Source organism: Bacillus sp. 3G2, from assembly GCF_044324725.1.
Lineage (GTDB): Bacteria > Bacillota > Bacilli > Bacillales > Bacillaceae_G > Bacillus_A > Bacillus_A mobilis.
On sequence record NZ_CP172246.1, the window covers coordinates 4,825,236 to 4,845,832 of the forward strand.

Here is a 20,597-nt window from a genome sequence, read left to right on the forward strand (position 1 = left end):
CTCTATTTTTACTATTGTAACAAATGTTAATAAAAAGCGAAAGTGGCTCTCTCAGAATGTGTGGTGGATGGAGCTTCTGACCTTGAGGCGCTCTTTGCCTCTTGGGAAGAAGCGAAGCCGCCGAACATTCTAGCCACTGTAGCTGGATTACATTAAAAAGCGAAAGTGGCTCGCTCTCAAGCCACCAAGAAAAAAGAAAAAGCCTCGCTTTTCATAAAAGCGAAGCCCTCTTTTTCTTACTTACGCTTTTTCTTTTTCTTCTTGAATCCTGGTACGTTTTCGAAGAATGCTTTTTTCTTCTTGCCGTTACCATCTTTTTTCCCTGGCTGGCTAGCGGATGCTGACGCGGAAGCGGATCCTCTTCCTTTTCCTGTGCCTGTACCTTTTCCTTTGCCACCACGGTCAAATTTTCTACCTGTACCACGTTCGCCGCCGCGCTCATTACTGCGCTCGCTACGTCCACCGCGTTTCTTTCTGCCTGTTCTTGGTTGTTCGATAACGACTGGACGATCTTTGAACTTACGACGAGGTGTACCTTTCATGCCAACGATTTCAAAGTCGATTGCACGCTCGTCTTTGTTTACGTTAATAACGCGAATTGTAATTTCGTCTCCGATGCGGAATACGTTACCTGTACGTTCTCCGATCATTGCGAAATGTTTCTCGTCATAACGGTAGTAATCATCCGTTAAGTAGCTAACATGTACAAGACCTTCAATTGTATTTGGAAGCTCTACGAATAAACCGAAGTTTGTTACAGAGCTAATCATACCGTCATACTCTTCGCCGATCTTATCAACCATATACTCTGCTTTTTTCATTTCGTCTGTTTCACGTTCCGCTTCAACAGCACGGCGTTCCATATTAGAAGAATGCTCTGCTATCTCAGGTAAGTTTTCACGCCATTTTGCTTGTGTTTCATGATCGACTTTACCGTTAATGATGTATTCACGAATTAATCTATGAACAATCGTATCTGGGTAACGACGAATTGGTGATGTGAAATGCGTGTAGAACTCAGTTGATAAACCGAAATGTCCTAAACTATCCGCATCGTAACGCGCTTGCTTCATTGAACGAAGCATTACTGTTGAAATAACTACTTCTTCCGGCTGTCCTTGAACCATTTCAAGAATTTGTTGCAGCGCACGAGGATGTATTTCATTCGCACGTCCTTTTACCGCATATCCGAAGTTCGTTACAAACTCGAAGAAACGCTCAAGCTTATCTTCTTTCGGATCTTCATGGACACGGTACATGAATGGTACGTTCATCCAGTGGAAGTGCTCTGCTACTGTTTCGTTCGCAACAAGCATAAATTCTTCAATTAACTTCTCTGATACAGAACGATCACGCATGACAACATCTGTCGGTTTTCCTTCTTCATCTACTAATACTTTCGCTTCTTTAAAGTCAAAGTCGATTGCACCGCGGCGCATACGTTTTTCACGTAGGATTTGCGCTAATTGACCCATCTCTTTAAACATTGGTACGAGCGGCTCATAGCGTTTGATTAACTCCTCGTCCTCATCTTCTAAAATGCTTCTTACGTCAGCATACGTCATACGCTCTGTCGTTTTAATCACACTTTGGAAAATCTCGTGCTTTACAACGTCACCTAAGTTGTTGATTTCCATTTCACAAGATAACGTCAGACGGTCTACTTTCGGGTTTAACGAACAAATACCGTTAGATAGACGATGCGGAATCATCGGAATTACACGGTCAACAAGATATACACTCGTCGCTCTTTCCGCTGCTTCTACATCAATTGGCGAACCTTCTTGAACGTAATGACTTACATCCGCAATATGAACACCAAGCTTGTAGTTACCGTTCTCAAGCTTCGTTACTGTAACAGCGTCATCTAAATCTTTCGCGTCCGCACCGTCAATCGTTACGATCATTTGGTCACGCAGATCACGACGATCTTTTAAATCTTCTTCTGAAATCGTTTCTGGTACACTGTTTGCATGCTCCATCACTTCTTCAGGGAATGCTAAAGGTAAATGATGTTTATGAATGACAGATAAAATATCTACTCCTGGATCATTTTTATGACCTAGAATTTGAATAACTTCACCTTCTGCACTTAAACGATTCTCTGGATAGCTCGTAATTTTCACAACTACTTTATGGCCTTCTACAGCACCCATTGATGCACTTTTCAAGATAAAGATATCACTCGTCCAGCGCTTATTGTCAGGTATAACAAATCCAAAGTTTTTCGATTCTGTATATGTACCAACTAGTTCTTTCGTGCCGCGCTCTAAAATACGTACAATTGAACCTTCTTGGCGTGATCCACTTGATTGTGCGCTAACACGTGCTAATACTGTATCGCCATGAAGTGCACCGTTTAACTCTGTAGGCGGGATGAAAAGATCATCATCTCCCGTTTTCTTTTCGTCTGGTACAACGAATGCAAATCCACGTGCATGTCCAATTAATTTACCGCGTACTAAATTCATCTTTTCAGGAAGACCGTAACGGTTACTACGAGTGCGAATAACAAGTCCCTTCTCTTCCATCGTTACAAGTGCCTTTACAAAATCTTTAAAGCCCTCAGAGCCTTCAATTCCAAATGCCTCTTCTAACTCTTGTATCGTTAGCGGTTTATACGCTTCTTCTCTCATAAATAATAACAACTTATCAATATGTTCTTGTATGATTTCTTCCAAGCAGAAATACCTCCTTTAAACCCTTATATTATTTAGTGTATCCGAAAGATGGGGGATGTATAAAGCGAAACTTCAATCATCTCCCAATGATTTTTTTACAGCTTCCATAAAAAATTCCCTTATGAAAAAAAGAGGCAACTAGATCTTACCAATCTAGTTGCTCCAAGAAGTTATATACATCCTCATGTAGCTCGTCACGTTGCTTATCAAGTGTAATGACATGCGTAGAGTCTTCATACCATTTAATGTCTTTTAACGTAGATTCTACACCGTTATAAATAATATTAGCACTATCTGTATTAATCATTTCATCATGACGTGCTTGTACAACAAATGTCGGTGCATAAATCATATCCACATTGTTACGTACGTCAGCAATTAATTGTTGTAATGCTTTTAATGTATTCATCGGCGTCTGTCGGAATTCCAACATTTCTTGTTCGATTTGCTCTGGTGATTTTTGCTCACGCTTTTTATATTCGCGGGCGTATGCCAATATACCTTGGTACATCGTTTCTTCACTCTTAATATACATTGGTGCACACATTGGTACTACACCTAAAACCGGTACTGTATAACCTAATTTTAAAGAAAATACGCCGCCAAGTGATAGTCCAGCAACAGCAATTTTCTCAAAGCCTTTATCTTTTAGAAGCTGATATGCCTCCATTACGTCTTGCCACCAATCTTCAGGACCTGTATGAACAAGCTCTTCTGGTGGTACACCGTGCCCTTTAAAAATTGGCGCATGACAAGTGTAGCCTTTCTTTTCTAAGAAACGCCCTAACATACGTACATCAGCTGAGTTGCCTGTGAAACCATGTAGTAATAAAACAGCGCGGTCTCCACCCTCAAATGTAAATGGTTTCGGAGATGCTAATTTCATCATGTACTTCTCCTCTTTCTCTTCTGTAATCTAGTCGTATTCTTTCTATATCTTAGTGTACCATATTTATATTTCTATAATCTAATTAGAAACATCTTTCAAATGGCAAAACAAAAAAAGAAGAACCATTAGTACAACTTACTAACGCTTCTTCTTTCAATTCTATAAATTTAAGTACGTAACAGCAATTGTTAATACGAAGAATAGAACAGCTAAAACAATTGTAATACGGTTTAATACTGCTTCAATTCCACGTGCTTTTTGCTTACCAAATAATTGCTCTGCACCGCCTGAAATTGCACCTGAAAGGCCTGAGCTATTACTAGACTGCATAAGTACCATAACAATCATTAAAATCGATACAATAATAAGTAAAACGGATAATAACGTATGCACTTGGCGTACCTCCTACAAAGATTCAGTTATTTTAACTGTAGCATAAATTCTATAGAAAAGCGAGAGCTATAGAGTCGCTCTCGCTTTTCTTCTATTACATAAACATCATTGCAAATAATGGCCCGAGCAAACATGTCAAAATTGCTGTTAATGTCATTGTTACCGATCCAATAACACCTTCATGTTCATTATTTTTCATCGCTCTCATGACACCCATAATATGAGAAGCACATCCAAATCCGATACCTTTACCAACTGAGTTTGTAACGCGGCTCCATTTTAATAAAAGCGGGCCGGTAATCGTTCCAGTAATACCTGCGATAACAACGAAAGCTGCTGTTAATGACGGTACACCACCAACTTGCTCTGAAACACTCATTGCAACTGGCATTGTCACCGATTTTGGTAAAGAAGATAAAATTAAGCTTTTATCCGTTCCCATAAGTGTTGCAATGGCAAAATCACTCGCAATGGCAACTGTTGTACCTACTAATACGCCACCAGCAATCGGTACAACATACTTTTGAAGAACGTGACGTTGTTTATAAAGAGGAATTGCAAATGCTACAACACCGGGTCCGAGCAGTTTTGCAATCCAGCCGCCACCACTTTCCATATAATGTTGATATGGTATATCAAGCATAATAAATAAGAAAGCCATTAATCCTGTTGCTACAAGCATTGGAATGGTGAATGGTGTTGGAAATAATTTATAGATTTTTTTAGATAATTGGTATAATAGCACCGTAAAAAGAACCCAACCAATTCCGATTAATATTTGGCTCATCGCGACTCTCTTTCCTTTCTATTCGCAAGATATTGTCCTGTATGTCCTGCGACAATAATAATTAAAAATGTACTCGCTACAATTGTAATGAAAAGAGAAATTCCTTTACTCATAAAAAAAGCACCGTAATTCATTAGGCCAAGCGTTGGCGGAATTAATAAAAACGGCATAATAGCAACGAGTGTTTCTGCTCCTAAATCGAACCATTTCACTGGAAGAACTTTTAGGCTAAGTAAAACAAGTAAGAGGAACATTCCAATCAAACTTCCTGGAATTGGAATATTTAACATTTCTTGTACCCAAGTTCCAACCATATAAAAAACGTAAAGAGCAGCAATTTGGACAAGAATCTTTGTAAATTTCATGTTCATCATCCCTCATGTTTATACGATCTTCTCTTAATATCTTTATCATAGTATAAATTGTAAAAAGCTGCAATTTATCAATTTGGCAGCAAAAACAGCCTATGTTAGACGCTTACAACCTTGATATGACTGAATTTCTATGTGAAAATTAAGTCAAAAACCTTGACCTAATATAAAAAGTTTTTATTTTCTGAATTTACAAGGTTGTTATTTCAATAAAATAATCTTTTTATCCTTAAGCTTACATATATATAAAGTGAAACTTTAATCAGTAGGGGTCTTACTGCCCATTAAAGTGGGATAAATAAGATAGGTGGTGAACATATGCCAAAAAAAGTTCTCATTTTTTGTGATCCTGGGATTGATGATGCGATGGCCCTCCTCTTAGCTTTCTTTATCGATGAAATAGAAATCATCGGCATTGTTGCTGATTACGGCAATGTTCCAAAAGAAATGGCCGTACAAAATGCTCATTTTCTTAAGCACGAAACAAAAAATAGAAATATTAAAGTATTTGGTGGTTCAGAACAACCGCTTACTGGTGCCCCTCCTTCTTTCTTTACGAATGTACACGGGAAACAAGGGCTCGGGCCAATTATTCCAAAGGAGAATGTGACTAACGGAGAAATGGAGAATTTTTTTGAAGTTATCCCTCTTATTGAGCAATATAAAGATGAATTAATCATTGTAAGTTTAGGAAGACTTACCTCCCTCGCAATTTTATTCATCCTATGTAAACAGCTAATGAAGCAAATTAAATCTTACTACGTAATGGGCGGTGCCTTTTTACACCCTGGTAATGTTACACCTATTTCCGAAGCAAACTTTTATGGCGATCCTACTGCCGCTAATATAGTCCTTCAATCCACAGCTAACATGTATATATACCCGTTAAACGTCACTCAATATTCTGTCATTACACCAGAAATGGCTGAATACATTGAGGCAAAAGGAAAAGCCCCACTTGTCAAACCGTTATTCGATCATTATTACTACGGATATTATAAAAATGCCCTACCAAATTTAAAAGGAAGCCCCTTTCATGACACAATGCCAATACTCGCTTTACTTGATAACTCTATGTTTACGTATCATAAATCACCTATCGTTGTCATGACAGAATCCTATGCACAAGGAGCAAGTATTGGAGAATTTCGCTCTTTAGAAGAATCTAAACCATTTACTGATTGGCCGATTCATCAAATCGCAATTGATTTTGATTATAGCCGTTTCTTTAAACATTTCATGTCACTTATGACGGGTGAGCAATTTTAAGCATAAAAAAACAGACCGTGATTTCTCACGGTCTGTCGTTATTTTCTACAATTATCGTTTGATGTTGTAGAAAGATTTGATACCATCGTAAACAGCGATTTCGCCTAGTTCGTCTTCGATGCGTAATAATTGGTTGTACTTAGCAATACGGTCAGTACGGCTCATAGAACCAGTTTTGATTTGGCCAGCGTTAGTTGCAACTGCGATGTCAGCGATTGTAGCATCTTCAGTTTCACCAGAACGGTGAGATACAACTGCTGTGTAACCAGCACGTTTAGCCATTTCGATAGCTTCGAAAGTCTCAGTTAAAGTACCGATTTGGTTAACTTTAATTAAGATTGAGTTAGAGATACCTTTTTCGATACCTTCAGCAAGTTTTTGAGTGTTAGTTACGAATAAGTCGTCACCAACTAATTGTACTTTATCACCGATACGCTCAGTTAATAATTTGTGACCATCCCAGTCGTTTTCGTCTAAACCATCTTCGATAGAGATGATTGGGAAGTCTTTGCAAAGCTCTTCGTAGAAATCAACCATTTCTGCAGAAGTTAAGCCAGTACGGCCTTCGCCTGCAAGGTCATATTTACCAGTTTCTTTGTTGTAGAACTCAGAAGAAGCAACGTCCATTCCTAAGAATACGTTCTCGCCAGCTTTGTAACCAGCTTTTTCGATAGCTTCGATGATTACTTCTAATGCTTCACGGTTAGAACCAAGGTTTGGAGCGAATCCACCTTCGTCACCTACTGCAGTGTTAAGACCTTTGTCATGTAATACAGCTTTAAGTGCATGGAATACTTCAGCACCCATACGGATTGATTCTTTGAATGTTGGAGCACCAACTGGTAAGATCATGAACTCTTGGAAGTCTACGTTGTTATCAGCGTGAGAACCACCGTTGATGATGTTCATCATTGGAGTTGGTAATTGTTTTGCATTGAATCCACCAAGGTAACGGTATAATGGAAGACCTACGAAGTCAGCCGCTGCGTGAGCTACTGCCATAGATACACCAAGGATAGCGTTAGCGCCTAGTTTACCTTTGTTTGGAGTGCCATCTAATTCGATCATAGCACGGTCGATACCAGCTTGGTCAGTTACGTCGAAACCAACGATTTCTGGAGCGATTGCTTCGTTAACGTTGTTTACTGCGTTCATAACACCTTTACCAAGGTAACGAGATTTGTCACCGTCACGTAATTCTACTGCTTCGTGTTCACCAGTAGATGCACCACTTGGTACGATAGCGCGTCCGAAAGCGCCGCTTTCTGTGTAAACTTCTACTTCTACAGTTGGGTTACCACGAGAGTCAAGGACTTCGCGAGCATAAACATCAATAATTGTTGACATAATAAATTCTCTCCTTTTTATATAAGCAAATTATTTAATAATTGTTTTACCTGTCATTTCTTTCGGTTGTTCCACATTTAAAAGTGTAAGCATTGTTGGGGCAATATCTCCTAAAATACCACCTTCACGAAGCTCTACGTCATTTTTTGTAACGATGAAAGGAACCGGGTTAGTTGTATGAGCTGTCATTGGCTCGCCATCAGCAGTTAACTCCTGATCAGCATTACCATGGTCAGCAGTAATAAGTGCTACACCATCTTTTGCAAGAATCGCTTCTACAACTTTTCCTAAACATTCGTCAGTTGCTTCTACTGCTTTAATTGTTGGTTCCATCATCCCAGAATGGCCAACCATATCACAGTTCGCAAAGTTAAGAATGATAACATCATGTTTATCATTTTCGATTTCATTTACTAAAGCGTCCGTTACTTCGTAAATGCTCATTTCAGGTTTCAAGTCATACGTTGCAACCTTCGGTGAGTTAATTAAGATACGCTCTTCTCCTGGGAATTCAGCCTCACGACCACCGCTAAAGAAGAATGTAACGTGCGGATACTTTTCAGTTTCCGCGATGCGAAGTTGCTTTAATCCCGCTTGCGCAACAACTTCACCTAATGTGTTATCAAGGTTCATTGGCTTAAATGCCACGTAACCATTTACAGTTTCACTGAAATGTGTCATACAAACGAATTCAGGAATGTGAGGTACTTTTTCACCACGATCGAACTCACGGAAGTCTTCGTTTGTAAATACACGAGCAATTTGAATTGCACGGTCTGGACGGAAGTTATAGAAGATAACTGCATCATCATCATTGATTGTTGCAACTGGCGTGTTATCTTCGTTAACAATTACAGACGGCAATACGAATTCATCGTAGATACCATTTGCATAAGAGTCTTCTACACACTCTTCTGCTGATTTATAAGTAGGGCCTTCACCATTCACCATAGCACTGTAACATTTTTCTACGCGATCCCAACGCTTGTCACGGTCCATAGAGTAATAACGACCAGAGATAGTCGCGAATTGTCCTACTCCTGTTTCTTTAATCACTTCATTTGTTGCATCGATATAACCTTTTGCTGTTTGTGGTCCAACATCGCGGCCATCTAAGAATGCATGGATATAAACTTTCTCCACGCCTTCTTTTGCTGCTAAGCGAAGAAGAGCAAACATATGGTTCATGTGACTGTGCACACCACCGTCAGAAAGTAAACCGAATAAATGAAGAGCAGTACCTTTTTCTTTTACGCTTTTAATTGCATTTTGGAACGTTTCGTTCTGATCGAACTCACCTTCACGAATTGCAACGTTTACGCGTGTTAAGCTTTGATATACAATGCGGCCAGCACCGATATTTAAGTGACCAACCTCAGAGTTACCCATTTGACCTTCTGGAAGACCCACTTCCTCACCACAAGCTGTAAGCGTTGTGTGAGGGAATTTGTTCCAGTAACCATCAAAATTAGGTTTCTTAGCTTGTGCTACAGCATTCCCGTGAGTTTCTTCACGTAGTCCGAAACCATCAAGAATGATTAAAGCTGTTGGCTTTCTCATTTTACCGCCCCCAGAAGACCTAAGAACGAAGCAGGCTCTAAGCTAGCACCGCCAACTAAAGCGCCGTCGATGTCAGATTGTGCCATATACTCTTTAATGTTTTCTGGTTTTACGCTACCGCCGTATTGAATACGAACAGCTTCTGCAGCTTCTGTAGAAACAGCTTCTGCAACAACTTTACGGATGTGCGCACATACTTCGTTTGCATCTGCAGAAGAAGAAGATTTACCTGTACCGATAGCCCAGATTGGCTCATAAGCGATAACAGTTGCTTTAACTTGCTCTTCTGTTAAACCTGCAAGTGCTTTTGTCACTTGACCTGCTACTAGATCAAATGTTTTTCCGCTTTCGCGCTCTTCTAAAGTCTCACCACAACATACGATTGGTGTTAAACCATGTTCAAATGCTGCAAGAGTCTTTTTGTTTACTGACTCGTCTGTTTCAGCAAACATTTCACGACGCTCAGAGTGGCCAAGTACTACATAGCCTACTTTTAAGTCGCTAAGTGCTACTGGGCTAATTTCGCCAGTGAATGCACCATTTTTTTCGAAGTGCATGTTTTGTGCACCTACTTGTAAGTCAGTTCCTTCAGTCGCTGCTACAAGACGCTCTAAGAATAGAGCTGGAGAGCAAACTACTGCATCAACAGCTGTAGCTGCTGGGATTTGACCTTTAACTTCCTCTACGAAACTAACTGCTTCAGATAGAGTTTTATTCATTTTCCAGTTACCTGCGATAATTGGTTTACGCATGCTTTGCACCGTCCTTTTTCTTTGGCTGCTACTTATTTGTCGTTAAGACAAACTACACCTGGAAGCTCTTTACCTTCCATGAATTCTAATGACGCACCGCCGCCAGTAGAAATGTGGCTCATTTTATCAGCCATACCGAATTTTTCAACAGCTGCTGCAGAGTCACCACCGCCGATAACAGAGTATGTATCTTCTGCATCTGCTAATGCTTGTCCTACTGCTTTTGTACCTTCTGCGAATGGAGTCATTTCGAATACACCCATTGGTCCATTCCATACAACAAGCTTAGAATTTTTAATTACATCTGCATAAATTTCACGTGTTTTAGGACCGATGTCCACGCCTTCCCAGTTAGAAGGGATAGAGTCGATACCAACGATTTGAGTTGTTGCAGTTTCAGAGAATTCCTCTGTGATTACAACATCAACTGGCATGTAGAAGTTTACGCCTTTTTCTTTTGCAAGTTGCATAAATTCTTTAGCTAGTTCGATCTTGTCGTCTTCACATAGAGATAGACCAATTTCATGACCTAAAGCTTTAACGAATGTGTAAGCAAGTCCGCCACCGATGATTAAGTTATCTACTTTGTCTAATAGATGACGAATTACACCGATTTTATCTTTTACTTTCGCACCACCGATGATAGCTGTGAATGGACGTTCTGGGTTAGAAAGTGCTTTACCTAATACATCTAACTCTTTTTCCATTAATAATCCAGATACTGCTGGTAGGTAGTCTGCGATACCTGCTGTAGAAGCGTGAGCACGGTGAGCTGCACCGAATGCATCGTTTACGAAGATGTCAGCAAGTGCTGCAAATTCTTTCGCAAGTTCTGCATCGTTCTTTTCTTCGCCCGCATAGAAACGTACGTTTTCAAGAACTAATACGTCGCCTTCGTTCATTGCTGCAACCATTTCTTGTGCAACTGGTCCGAATGCTTCGTCTGCCTTTTTAACATCTTTACCAAGAAGCTCGCCTAAACGTGCTGCTACTGGAGTAAGACGTAATTCTTCTACTGCTTGACCTTTTGGACGGCCTAAATGACTTGCTAAAATAACTTTCGCACCTTGCTCTACTAAATATTGAATTGTAGGAAGAGCTGCACGGATACGAGTTTCATCTGTAATTTTGCCTTCTTTCATAGGTACGTTGAAATCGACGCGGCAAAATACACGCTTACCTTTTAAATCTACGTCACGAATTGATTTTTTGTTCATTGGATTTCCCTCCGACTACTAGTTAGGATTGACAAAACCCACTCAAAAGCTTAACACATTTGCTTTTAAAACGAAAGAAGAGAGAGAGGGAACAAACCCTCTCCCTCGTTTTGTCATTGATTACTTATATAATTAAGAATTAAAGACCTTTAGAAGTCATGTATGCTGCTAGGTCTACTACACGGTTAGAGTAACCAGTTTCGTTATCGTACCAAGAAAGTACTTTAACCATGTTACCTTCCATTACCATTGTAGATAATGCATCGATTGTAGAAGAAGCAGTACATCCGTTATAGTCGATAGATACTAATGGCTCTTCGCTGTATCCAAGGATACCTTTTAATTCGCCTTCAGCTGCTGCTTTGAATGCTGCGTTTACATCTTCAACTGTTACTTCTTTGTCAAGTTCAACAACTAAGTCAACAAGAGAAACGTTAGCAGTTGGAACACGTACAGCGCCACCGTTTAATTTACCTTTAAGTTCTGGTAATACTAATGCTACAGCTTTAGCTGCACCAGTAGATGTTGGGATCATGTTTTCAGCTGCTGCACGAGCACGACGTAAATCTTTGTGTGGTAAGTCTAAGATTTGTTGGTCGTTAGTGTAAGAGTGAATTGTTGTCATCATTCCGCGTTTTACGCCGAATTTTTCGTTTAATACTTTAGCGAATGGAGCTAGACAGTTTGTAGTACAAGAAGCGTTAGATACTACGTTGTGGTTAGCTGCATCGTATTGTTCGTGGTTAACACCCATAACTACAGTGATATCTTCGTCAGAAGCTGGAGCTGAGATGATAACTTTCTTAACTGATCCACCTAAGTGTTTTTCAGCGTCTGATTTTTTAGTGAAACGGCCAGTAGATTCTACTACTACTTCTACTCCGTAGTCGCTCCATGGTAATTGAGCTGGGTCACGCTCAGCGATAACTTTAATTTCTTTACCGTTAACAACGATGCTGTTTTCGTTAGCAGATACTTCTGCATTTAAAGTTCCGTGAACTGTGTCATATTTTAAAAGGTGAGCTAATGTTTTAGCATCTGTTAAGTCGTTGATTGCTACTACTTCTACCTCAGAGTTGTTAAGAGCTGCGCGGAATACGTTACGTCCGATACGTCCAAATCCATTAATACCAATTTTAGTCATTTGAATTTCCTCCTTGGGGGATTATATTAAAGGGTAATACCCTTTGTTAACTGTTTTGCTGCACCTTCATCTGTAATTAGAATTGAAGTGTGCCCTTGTTTAATTACAGCTTGTATTGCCTTTGCCTTTGAAGAACCTCCAGCGACTGCAACAACGTGAGATACATGTTGTAAATCCTCAAGTTGCATACCAACTGTTCTTACTTTATGAACAACATTTCCTTGTTCATTAAAGTAGTAACCGAAAGCTTCGCCAACTGCTTCGCTTGCTTGAATCTTTAACCAATCTGCTTCTGAAGTATTTCTGCGACGTGCCATTGTTAACGCATCACCTATTCCATGAATGACGATATTGGAAGATCGAATCAACTCAAGAACTTCTTTCACGGAAGGCTCTGTCACAATAGACGCATATGCTTCGCTACTAACATGGTCTGGAACATACAATAAGCGATAATTACTCATCGTATTTTGCGCCATTTTGGCACAAATGGTGTTGGCTTCTAATTCGACACCTTCTCCAATTCCACCACGTGCTGGGACAAATAGCATATGTAAATCTTTGCAATCAAGCTGCATCATGTCCGCAGCAGCAGCTAGCGTAGTTCCTCCAGCCACAGCAACGATATTATTCGCTGTCAGACGGTCTTTTATACAAGTCACACAAGCACGGCCCATCTCCAGTTTGACCCAAGGCGATTCATCACTATCACCAGGGACAACGAAAACTTCATCCAAGTCTAATGTTTCCTTAAGTTGCTTTTCTAAAACCTTTAACCCGGAAATTTCTTTCATAAAGTCTTCCAAAGCAAGAACTAAAGCTGTTCCTTCTTCTGTCAAAGTCATTCCAGAAGAAGCGACGTGAACTAAGTTTTGTTCTTTCAAAACTTGAACTTCACTTCGCAATACTCGTTCTGTCATACCGAGACTTGCTGACAAATTTCTTCTTCCAATCGGCTGCATGAGCCTAATGTATTGAAGAATTTGCATTCTCGTTTGCATAACAGGTAGCAGATCAGGTAATAATTTTTTTGTGTTCTGAATCCATGAGCGCATATCTTTTCTCCTCACTACATTGGTTCATTTTCCCTCGTGGTCACTTTACGTCCCGTAGTGACATTTTGTGTCCCACATAGGTTAAAAAAATAATCCCTGCTACGTGTATTATTGTAACAGGAGATAGAAACTTATTCAACTCTTAACTGCATTCTTTATATAGTTTATTATGACACCTTTGTGAATGTTACCATATTCCACCTGTTTCCCGCCTATTTCTACAACCGGAATCATTAGGTGATATTTTTCTAAAAGGTCATTATCTTCATATATATCTATTTCCTCAATTTGAAAAGAATATTCACATTGTACTTCCTGTAAAACTTGTTTCGCCTGCACGCACAGGCCACAATCTTTTTTTGTATACAGTACAACTTCCATCTTCTTCACCTATCCAATCGTTTTTCGTAATGACGACGCTGGAATGTGCATTTGTTCTCTATACTTTGCCACTGTTCTTCGAGAAATAACGATTTCATGCTCTTCTTCTAATAATTTTGAAATCTTTTGATCTGAAAGTGGCTTTTTCTTATTTTCCGCTTCAACAAGCGTTTGAATAAACCGTTTCACACGCTTTGTAGAAACTGCTTCATCTTCAGTAGTAGAAACAGCATTACTAAAGAACGATTTCATCTCAAATAAACCGTGTGGTGTTTGCACATATTTATTTCGCGTTGCACGACTAATTGTAGACTCATGCACACTTAACTCTTCCGCTACCTCTTTTAAAGCAAGTGGCTTTAAATGTTCTGGACCTTCCCAGAAGAAATCATGTTGTTTCTCCATAATAATGGTCATCACTTGCAGAAGCGTTTGTTTTCTCTGTTTTAAACTGCGCATAATCCACTGCACATGCTGATACTTTTCTGATACGTAAGATGCTACTTCACTTTCACTATCATTCAGAAGCGCACTATACTCAGAATGAATTTCAATTCTCGGCATATTTCTCTCATTCATTTGTAAAACGAGACGATCACCATCTTTTTTCACCGCCATATCAGGCACAATGTAAAGTGGTTTATCAGAAGAAAACGCAAGACCTGGTTTCGGCTGCAGGGACGTAATACAGTTCACCGCCGATTGCAATTCTTCATTACTACACTTCAACACTTGAACGAGCTTTCGCCAATCCTTCTTCACGAAATAAGCGAAGTGATCCTCTATAACCTCTTCCGCTAATCCATTCCGTCTTTGTAAGCGCTTCAATTGTAAAGTTAGACATTCCTGAATATTACGCGCTCCTACCCCTGCTGGCTCGAGCGATTGGACAAGCTCTACAGAGCGGTCGACTACATGAATCGGCGCGGAAAGGAGATCCGCTAACTCTTCGTTCGTTTCTTGTAAATACCCATTTCCATCCATGTTCATAATAATGAAAGAAGCTACTTTTCGCTCTTCTTCATCTATTTTATAATACTGTATTTGATTTAATAAATGTTGCTGAATCGTTGTAGAATCCACACTGTAGATTTCCATCTGATTCTCGACTTGTTTGCTGGTACTTTTACTGTTGTTAGAGCTCTTTTTCTTCTCCCTCTCAAAACCACCTAACTCAATAAGGGGATTCTCTAACGATTGCTCATACAAAAACTCCGATAATTCTTGTACATTATACTGGAGCATTGTAATCGCTTGCCTTAACTCTTGTGTCATTGCCAAACGTAAGCTTTGTTCTTGTAAAAGACTTGCCTTCAAACTAATCTCCCCCTTGTTTCTATTGTACAATAAGTTTGGTAAAAGGAGAATCCTATCACAGACACCCATTCCAAAATATTATTAATTTATATGTATTAATGAGATTTACAACTTACAACCGAAATTTGAATAATATTGAAAGAAAATGATAAACCGAAAAGTTATTATCAAGTACTAATAGTAAATCTTATTACTAGATATAACAAGAGGGAAATAAAAAAGTCCTAACCTACAATACGTAAGTTAGGACTTTTTGACGCGCCCAGAGGGATTCGAACCCCCGGCAGACGTGGTACCGGAAACCACCGCTCTATCCGACTGAGCTATGGGCGCATGAAGATTATAATAATATCAACGTTTAGCCTCCGTCTCGTTTCGATTTGTTCTTACCGAAAGTTTAACGTAGGACACGAACTCCATCGCTTAGGTGTTCGCTTCTTTACATATGTAATATTATATCTCGGCGTTAACCGAATACGCAAGTACAAAAGTGCCTTCTACACTAGCATTATCACATATTCCCCATCCCCCCTTCGCTATTTATCAGTGGATTGACATCTCGCTAAAACCACGACTTCACACCTCGGTTTGATAGCAGCCATTCATTTAAGGGCAATTTCACTTGGCAAGCTCAATTATATACAGGTATTATAAGTATAAGTGTTTTTTTCCATATAAGCATAGTTTTAGGAGGTTGAGTTTTAAAAAGAAATACGGAATTTGCACTCGCATTATTAGGTAGTATTTTAGGTGTGGCATTCATGCTTTCCCTACTAATAAATTCCGCTTCTCTTAAAGACTATGGTAATGGTTTGACTCGAATAGATAAGTTAAGCAATGGGGAAGTCACAGAAGTATTGAAGGCATGGGAAGTAAACAGGGAAAGTATTGCATAAAGACCTCCATTGAATTGAAGGTGAAGATCTTTATTTCGGTTATAATATAAAGAAAACAAGATATAGTAATATTCAAGTAATAGGGGTAGGAAAAAGGAAGGTATACAACTATGAAACGCAGTTTAATTTGTTTAGCAGTTCCGATGATGTTATTTGCAGGAGGTTGCGGTAACAGTGAGTCAAAGAAGGAAGACAAAATTGAAGTAGCAGAAAAAAATGAATCTACCTATGTAGACCAAGTCATGGCTTTTTCAAACAGCTTTGGAGAATGTTTAACAAAGATGAATGATTTAGTACAAGAGGATGAAACATTGTTCTCAAACCAAGAAGAGTTCGCAGAGGTAGTTATCGAATTTTCTGATTTATATAAGGACTTACAAAACCTAGTACCTGATAAAGAGTACAAAGTACATCACGAGAAACTGTTAAGATCAATGAGTTACTATGCTGATGCTTTCTCATTACGTCTAGACAGTTTTGAGAGTGCAACAACAGAAGAGTTAAGTTTATCAACCGCAAAGATGCAAAGCGGATTAGAACTATACCTTAAATCAATGGGTGCGATAAACGATATTCGCAGGGGCGATGAAGTAGGTTCTACCGAGAAGAGAATGAATGAAAAGAAAGAAGACAAGGAAGAGCAACAAGATGAAGCGTAAATTTTTCCACCCTTTTCTGTTAATGGTCGCAACCACCTGGCCTATACATGCAAAAGAGGATACACTTCGCTTGTATAATGCTGATTTATTCGCGCAGGCTCTAGCTAACCTTTTACAATTTTAATTTATCAACTCGGTACGACTTCCACGTCGTGACTTACCGTATCAATATCTAAAAAAAGACATTACTAAAGACCCCTTGCAGTCTTCGAATTTTTTCCGATAGAATGCAAAGTAAATGTTCGGACTGATATGGCTTGTCTATTATTTAGTTTCGATATGATTGTTTTGGGTCGTACGCTTTCACGTACGGCTCTTTTATTTTCTTTAACCTACTTAGTTGGTGCTAACTCTCTACTAAGCAATTTATTAATATCTATCTGCAAATGTTTTGCAATAATAATCTCAACTTTATTGATGTTTAATTCTCGCATAAAATAATGAGAAATCTTTGTGTAATCACCGATATTGTACTTTCTAAACCCTTCCACCTAAAATGTCTGTGTAACGATTCTTATCACCATTTCTGTGTTCAATTCCTCGGTGGTATCCATAAAATCAACTATTTTTCTTCGTCTTTTTACAACTCATCTATTTTTTTACATAATAAAAACGCCCCCTAATTTCTACATTTAGGAGGCACTTCTTATACATTTTATTTATCTAGTTTCTCTTTAATCTCTTTTGGAATTTCATTCGGCTGTACTTCTTCGTATGTTTCAATATATTCACCTTTCGTTTTAACCTTTACATATGCTCCTTCTCGAAGCCCACGAGGTGCATAAAACTTAACGTCTCTTCCTTCGCCCGAAGCGTAATAACCAGCAAGTTTATAATCCCCAGCTACCTCTCCGATTTTGGATAGTCGGCCAGATTCTTTCACCTTTACATATACAAACTCCTCTTTCACAAACGGATTGTATCTATCTGTTATCTCATTATGAGAAACACTTGCCACACCAATAACTAATATAAAAAGTCCAATTAAACCTAATAATAATTTCTTCATTTTTCTCTCCTTAAAATATCTTTTTGACTTGCTTTACTTGCTTTACTTTCTTTATTCTAGAAGAAAAAAATTTTTCCACTATCGCTTTTCCTTACATATTCATTACAAAATTGTAACCTCCACATGCTTTACCCCTAAATTTTCCAATCATAAATTCACCCCAACTCACAAATTATAACCTTTGAATTGATATTCCAAAGGGGGCTTCATTCAATGACTGTAATTACAAAACTAAAGCAAACTGTTTCTGGATTAAAAAGTGCACAAGCTAGCTTAGAGGGATTCGCTCTTGATACGGATAACCAACAAGCAAAGCAACTTTTCCAAACAGCTGCGCAGCAAACACAAACAATTATCGATTCTTTAAACCCACGCGTTGAAGAAGTCCAACAAGAAGAACCACAATACTCACAGCAATAACGGATTCGTCATGCTGTGAAATAGAAAAAGGATGATATGCGGTCATCCTTTTTCTATCACATTACATATTGCAATAGAAATGGAATGATAATCATGCGAAAACTCGGCCTCATAACCGCGTTATTTGCCCTTCTATGTAGCTCTTTTACCGGATGTGATAATAGCCCCTTAGATAAAAAAGTGAAAGAAGAAGCAAAACGAACGGAGAAAGAGAAAGGTCCCAAATTAACAAAGACGAGTACGGAATCATTTAATCAATCTATATCACAAGGAGCAAAGAAAAGAGCTCTCGCTATGGATGAAATTATAAAAAGTACAGCAGTGAATTCAAATTTAGATCTCTACATAGCAGTACTACCTGAGCACCACGAAAGGTTTGGATTAAAACCTCTGCGTAAGAAGCTTCAAAAGCAGCTAAGTGATGAACATCCTACTTTCGATGTTCGTGTAAGTACAGATAAAAAAATCTTTATGTTACTCGAAAAGCTTGAAAGAAAGATTAAGGAAAAAAAAGTATCTAAAGATGAGATTAATAAGCAATTAAAACTCATCGGAAAAAAAATGGAGTCTAACACTTAACGCTTTTTAAAAGAAAAGGAAGGATCGCAATGTCTAGTAAAGATAAGAACTTAACCCCTGTGCAACAGGAGTATAAAAAATTCGAGCAAGAACGGGAACCGAAGCGCCCCGTCTTAAAAAATTGTATAAAAGCATTTTTCGTCGGTGGTTTTATTTGCTTCATCGGACAACTCATTTCTACTTTTTACATCACATATTTTGATTTCACTGAGCGTTCAGCAGGAAATCCAACAGTGGCAACTCTTATTTTCATCTCCATGTTGCTAACTGGATTCGGCGTATACGATCGCCTCGGACAATTCGCCGGAGCTGGCACAGCTGTACCTGTTACTGGATTTGGGAATTCCGTAATCGCAGCATGTATTGAACATCGGACTGAAGGATTCGTACTCGGTGTTGGAGGAAATATGTTTAAATTAGCCGGCTCCGTTATTTTATTTGGTGTATTTTCAGCTTTCGTCATCGCACTTATTAAAACGATTCTCGTTCAATGGGGAGGGCTATAAATGTTACAAGGACACCGAACATGGGTATTCGAAAACAAACCAGTTATTATCTCAACCGGGGTAGTTGGTGGACCGTTTGAAGCGAATGGAAATATACCTGAAGACTTCGACACACTCCATGAAGATTTATGGCTCGGACAAGATTCTTACGAAAAGGCGCACAAAATCTTATTTGAAGAAGCTTGTAGCCGCGCTACTGAAAAAGCCAAGCTTCGTAAAGACGATATTCAATTTGTACTTGCAGGAGATTTAATTAATCAAATCACTCCAACAAGCTTTGCCTGCCGTACACTCGGAACACCATATCTCGGATTATTCGGCGCATGTTCTACTTCAATGGAAGGATTAGCACTCGGGGCAAGCATTGTAAATGCAAAAGGCGCAAAATATTTATTAACTGGAGCATCCAGCCATAATGCCGCTGTAGAAAAACAATTCCGATATCCAACTGAATACGGCGGTCAAAAACCTCCTACCGCACAATGGACAGTAACTGGAGCTGGCGCAGCTATTTTAAGCGACACTGGACATGGCCCTAGAGTAACATCTGCAACAATCGGACGAGTGATTGATATGGGATTAACAGATCCCTTTAATATGGGTGGTGCGATGGCCCCAGCGGCTGTCGATACGATTGAAGCCCATTTACGCGAACGACAAATTGACGCCTCTTATTACGACTTAATCGTAACAGGTGACCTTGGACATGTCGGTCGCGAAATTGCCTACGACTTACTACATAAACACGGAACAAAAGTAACGAGTGAACAATTCCAAGATTGCGGAATCATTATTTATAGAGACGGACAACCAGTCATAGCTGGGGCGAGTGGACCAGGATGTTCCGCAACAGTCGTATACGGTCATTTATTAAACCGAATGAAAAGAGGAGAGTTCAAAAAAATACTTGTCGTTGCGACAGGCGCTTTACTATCTCCACTTACATTCCAACAAGAAGAAACAATTCCGTGTATCGCTCACGCCGTTTCGATTGAATTTGGAGGTGCAACGCAATGATTTTTTTCTGGGCTTTCGTCATTGGTGGACTCATATGTGTAATCGGACAACTTATGTTTGATGTCGGAAAATTAACACCCGCTCATACAATGGCAACACTTGTTGTTGTCGGCGCTATACTGGACGGATTCAACCTGTATGAACCATTAATTGATTTCGCTGGAGCCGGGGCCACTGTACCTATTACAAGTTTCGGTAACGCCCTCGTTCACGGCGCAATGGAAGAAGCTGCAAAACATGGCATCGTCGGCGTCATCACCGGTATGTTTAAAGTAACGAGCGCCGGCGTATCTGCAGCTATTATTTTTGGATTCATTGGAGCATTGCTATTCAAACCGAAAGGGTAAG

The 20,597-nt window shown here is 39.3% G+C and carries 22 protein-coding genes and 1 tRNA gene; 8 read left to right on the plus strand and 15 right to left on the minus strand.

Annotation, left to right across the window (positions count from 1 at the left end; all coding sequences use genetic code 11):
- Positions 1 to 236: 236 nt before the first annotated feature.
- The 5 genes from rnr to ACHZK0_RS24960 form a co-directional block, all read right to left on the minus strand.
- Positions 237 to 2,681 (minus strand): ribonuclease R, encoded by a 2,445-nt coding sequence (gene rnr / locus ACHZK0_RS24940; protein ID WP_270341017.1) that lies wholly within the window; start codon positions 2,679 to 2,681, stop codon positions 237 to 239.
- 145 nt (positions 2,682 to 2,826) lie between these two features.
- Entirely contained in the window at positions 2,827 to 3,567 is a 741-nt protein-coding gene (estA, locus tag ACHZK0_RS24945; RefSeq protein WP_395761744.1) for a carboxylesterase, read from the minus strand.
- A gap of 162 nt (positions 3,568 to 3,729) precedes the next feature.
- Positions 3,730 to 3,963: a preprotein translocase subunit SecG gene (secG, locus tag ACHZK0_RS24950; RefSeq protein WP_000557263.1), complete on the minus strand. Its 234-nt coding sequence runs from the start codon at positions 3,961 to 3,963 to the stop codon at positions 3,730 to 3,732.
- Between the two features lie 94 nt (positions 3,964 to 4,057).
- Positions 4,058 to 4,750, minus strand: coding sequence for an LrgB family protein (locus ACHZK0_RS24955; protein ID WP_097817368.1), 693 nt, complete (start codon positions 4,748 to 4,750; stop codon positions 4,058 to 4,060).
- Positions 4,747 to 5,115 (minus strand): CidA/LrgA family holin-like protein, encoded by a 369-nt coding sequence (locus ACHZK0_RS24960; RefSeq protein ID WP_000673220.1) that lies wholly within the window; start codon positions 5,113 to 5,115, stop codon positions 4,747 to 4,749. Before ACHZK0_RS24960 ends, ACHZK0_RS24955 begins: the two co-directional genes overlap by 4 nt.
- 324 nt (positions 5,116 to 5,439) lie before the next feature.
- Here ACHZK0_RS24960 and ACHZK0_RS24965 point away from each other — a divergent pair, with 324 nt between their 5' ends.
- Positions 5,440 to 6,390 carry a nucleoside hydrolase gene (locus ACHZK0_RS24965; RefSeq protein ID WP_262740514.1) on the plus strand — a complete coding sequence of 317 codons (951 nt, stop codon included), beginning with the start codon at positions 5,440 to 5,442 and terminating at the stop codon, positions 6,388 to 6,390.
- A 51-nt stretch (positions 6,391 to 6,441) separates the two neighbouring features.
- Here the strand turns inward: ACHZK0_RS24965 and eno are convergent, their stop codons facing one another.
- The 9 genes from eno to ACHZK0_RS25010 form a co-directional block, all read right to left on the minus strand.
- Positions 6,442 to 7,737 carry a phosphopyruvate hydratase gene (gene eno, locus ACHZK0_RS24970; RefSeq protein ID WP_000103949.1) on the minus strand — a complete coding sequence of 432 codons (1,296 nt, stop codon included), beginning with the start codon at positions 7,735 to 7,737 and terminating at the stop codon, positions 6,442 to 6,444.
- 30 nt (positions 7,738 to 7,767) lie between these two features.
- Positions 7,768 to 9,297 (minus strand): 2,3-bisphosphoglycerate-independent phosphoglycerate mutase, encoded by a 1,530-nt coding sequence (gene gpmI, locus ACHZK0_RS24975; RefSeq protein ID WP_061666152.1) that lies wholly within the window; start codon positions 9,295 to 9,297, stop codon positions 7,768 to 7,770.
- Positions 9,294 to 10,049 (minus strand): triose-phosphate isomerase, encoded by a 756-nt coding sequence (gene tpiA / locus ACHZK0_RS24980; RefSeq protein WP_061679291.1) that lies wholly within the window; start codon positions 10,047 to 10,049, stop codon positions 9,294 to 9,296. The genes gpmI and tpiA overlap by 4 nt, the downstream gene beginning before the upstream one ends.
- A gap of 32 nt (positions 10,050 to 10,081) precedes the next feature.
- Entirely contained in the window at positions 10,082 to 11,266 is a 1,185-nt protein-coding gene (locus ACHZK0_RS24985) for a phosphoglycerate kinase (protein ID WP_001036332.1), read from the minus strand.
- A gap of 139 nt (positions 11,267 to 11,405) precedes the next feature.
- Positions 11,406 to 12,410 (minus strand): type I glyceraldehyde-3-phosphate dehydrogenase, encoded by a 1,005-nt coding sequence (gene gap, locus ACHZK0_RS24990; protein WP_000161234.1) that lies wholly within the window; start codon positions 12,408 to 12,410, stop codon positions 11,406 to 11,408.
- 26 nt (positions 12,411 to 12,436) lie between these two features.
- A complete protein-coding gene (gene cggR, locus ACHZK0_RS24995; RefSeq protein ID WP_001258183.1) occupies positions 12,437 to 13,465 on the minus strand; it encodes a gapA transcriptional regulator CggR in 1,029 nt (342 codons plus the stop codon).
- A gap of 135 nt (positions 13,466 to 13,600) precedes the next feature.
- Positions 13,601 to 13,846 (minus strand): glutaredoxin family protein, encoded by a 246-nt coding sequence (locus ACHZK0_RS25000; RefSeq protein ID WP_063263114.1) that lies wholly within the window; start codon positions 13,844 to 13,846, stop codon positions 13,601 to 13,603.
- Between the two features lie 9 nt (positions 13,847 to 13,855).
- The gene (rpoN, locus tag ACHZK0_RS25005) at positions 13,856 to 15,163 is read right to left on the minus strand and encodes an RNA polymerase factor sigma-54 (protein ID WP_262740513.1); all 1,308 of its coding nucleotides are present in this window, start codon (positions 15,161 to 15,163) and stop codon (positions 13,856 to 13,858) included.
- A 257-nt stretch (positions 15,164 to 15,420) separates the two neighbouring features.
- Positions 15,421 to 15,496 (minus strand) — tRNA-Arg (locus ACHZK0_RS25010).
- 673 nt (positions 15,497 to 16,169) lie between these two features.
- Between ACHZK0_RS25010 and ACHZK0_RS25015 the strand changes: the two genes are divergently transcribed.
- Positions 16,170 to 16,718, plus strand: a complete 549-nt coding sequence (locus tag ACHZK0_RS25015) for a hypothetical protein (protein ID WP_270341025.1) — start codon at positions 16,170 to 16,172, stop codon at positions 16,716 to 16,718.
- Positions 16,708 to 16,842 carry a hypothetical protein gene (locus tag ACHZK0_RS25020; RefSeq protein ID WP_270341026.1) on the plus strand — a complete coding sequence of 45 codons (135 nt, stop codon included), beginning with the start codon at positions 16,708 to 16,710 and terminating at the stop codon, positions 16,840 to 16,842. Before ACHZK0_RS25015 ends, ACHZK0_RS25020 begins: the two co-directional genes overlap by 11 nt.
- Before the next feature lie 531 nt (positions 16,843 to 17,373).
- Here the strand turns inward: ACHZK0_RS25020 and ACHZK0_RS25025 are convergent.
- A complete protein-coding gene (locus ACHZK0_RS25025) occupies positions 17,374 to 17,727 on the minus strand; it encodes a YxeA family protein (RefSeq protein ID WP_395760986.1) in 354 nt (117 codons plus the stop codon).
- 213 nt (positions 17,728 to 17,940) lie between these two features.
- Between ACHZK0_RS25025 and ACHZK0_RS25030 the strand changes: the two genes are divergently transcribed.
- The 5 genes from ACHZK0_RS25030 (at position 17,941) to spoVAE (ending at position 20,596) form a co-directional block, all read left to right on the plus strand.
- On the plus strand, positions 17,941 to 18,147 hold the full coding sequence (locus ACHZK0_RS25030; RefSeq protein WP_000216166.1) for a DUF1657 domain-containing protein: 207 nt from the start codon (positions 17,941 to 17,943) through the stop codon (positions 18,145 to 18,147).
- 93 nt (positions 18,148 to 18,240) lie between these two features.
- Positions 18,241 to 18,726 carry a YhcN/YlaJ family sporulation lipoprotein gene (locus ACHZK0_RS25035; RefSeq protein ID WP_270341030.1) on the plus strand — a complete coding sequence of 162 codons (486 nt, stop codon included), beginning with the start codon at positions 18,241 to 18,243 and terminating at the stop codon, positions 18,724 to 18,726.
- A gap of 29 nt (positions 18,727 to 18,755) precedes the next feature.
- A complete protein-coding gene (gene spoVAC, locus ACHZK0_RS25040; protein WP_063263108.1) occupies positions 18,756 to 19,232 on the plus strand; it encodes a stage V sporulation protein AC in 477 nt (158 codons plus the stop codon).
- On the plus strand, positions 19,233 to 20,249 hold the full coding sequence (gene spoVAD, locus ACHZK0_RS25045) for a stage V sporulation protein AD (RefSeq protein ID WP_088027980.1): 1,017 nt from the start codon (positions 19,233 to 19,235) through the stop codon (positions 20,247 to 20,249).
- Positions 20,246 to 20,596 carry a stage V sporulation protein AE gene (spoVAE, locus tag ACHZK0_RS25050; protein ID WP_000575922.1) on the plus strand — a complete coding sequence of 117 codons (351 nt, stop codon included), beginning with the start codon at positions 20,246 to 20,248 and terminating at the stop codon, positions 20,594 to 20,596. Before spoVAD ends, spoVAE begins: the two co-directional genes overlap by 4 nt.
- The last annotated feature ends 1 nt before the right edge of the window (position 20,597 follow it).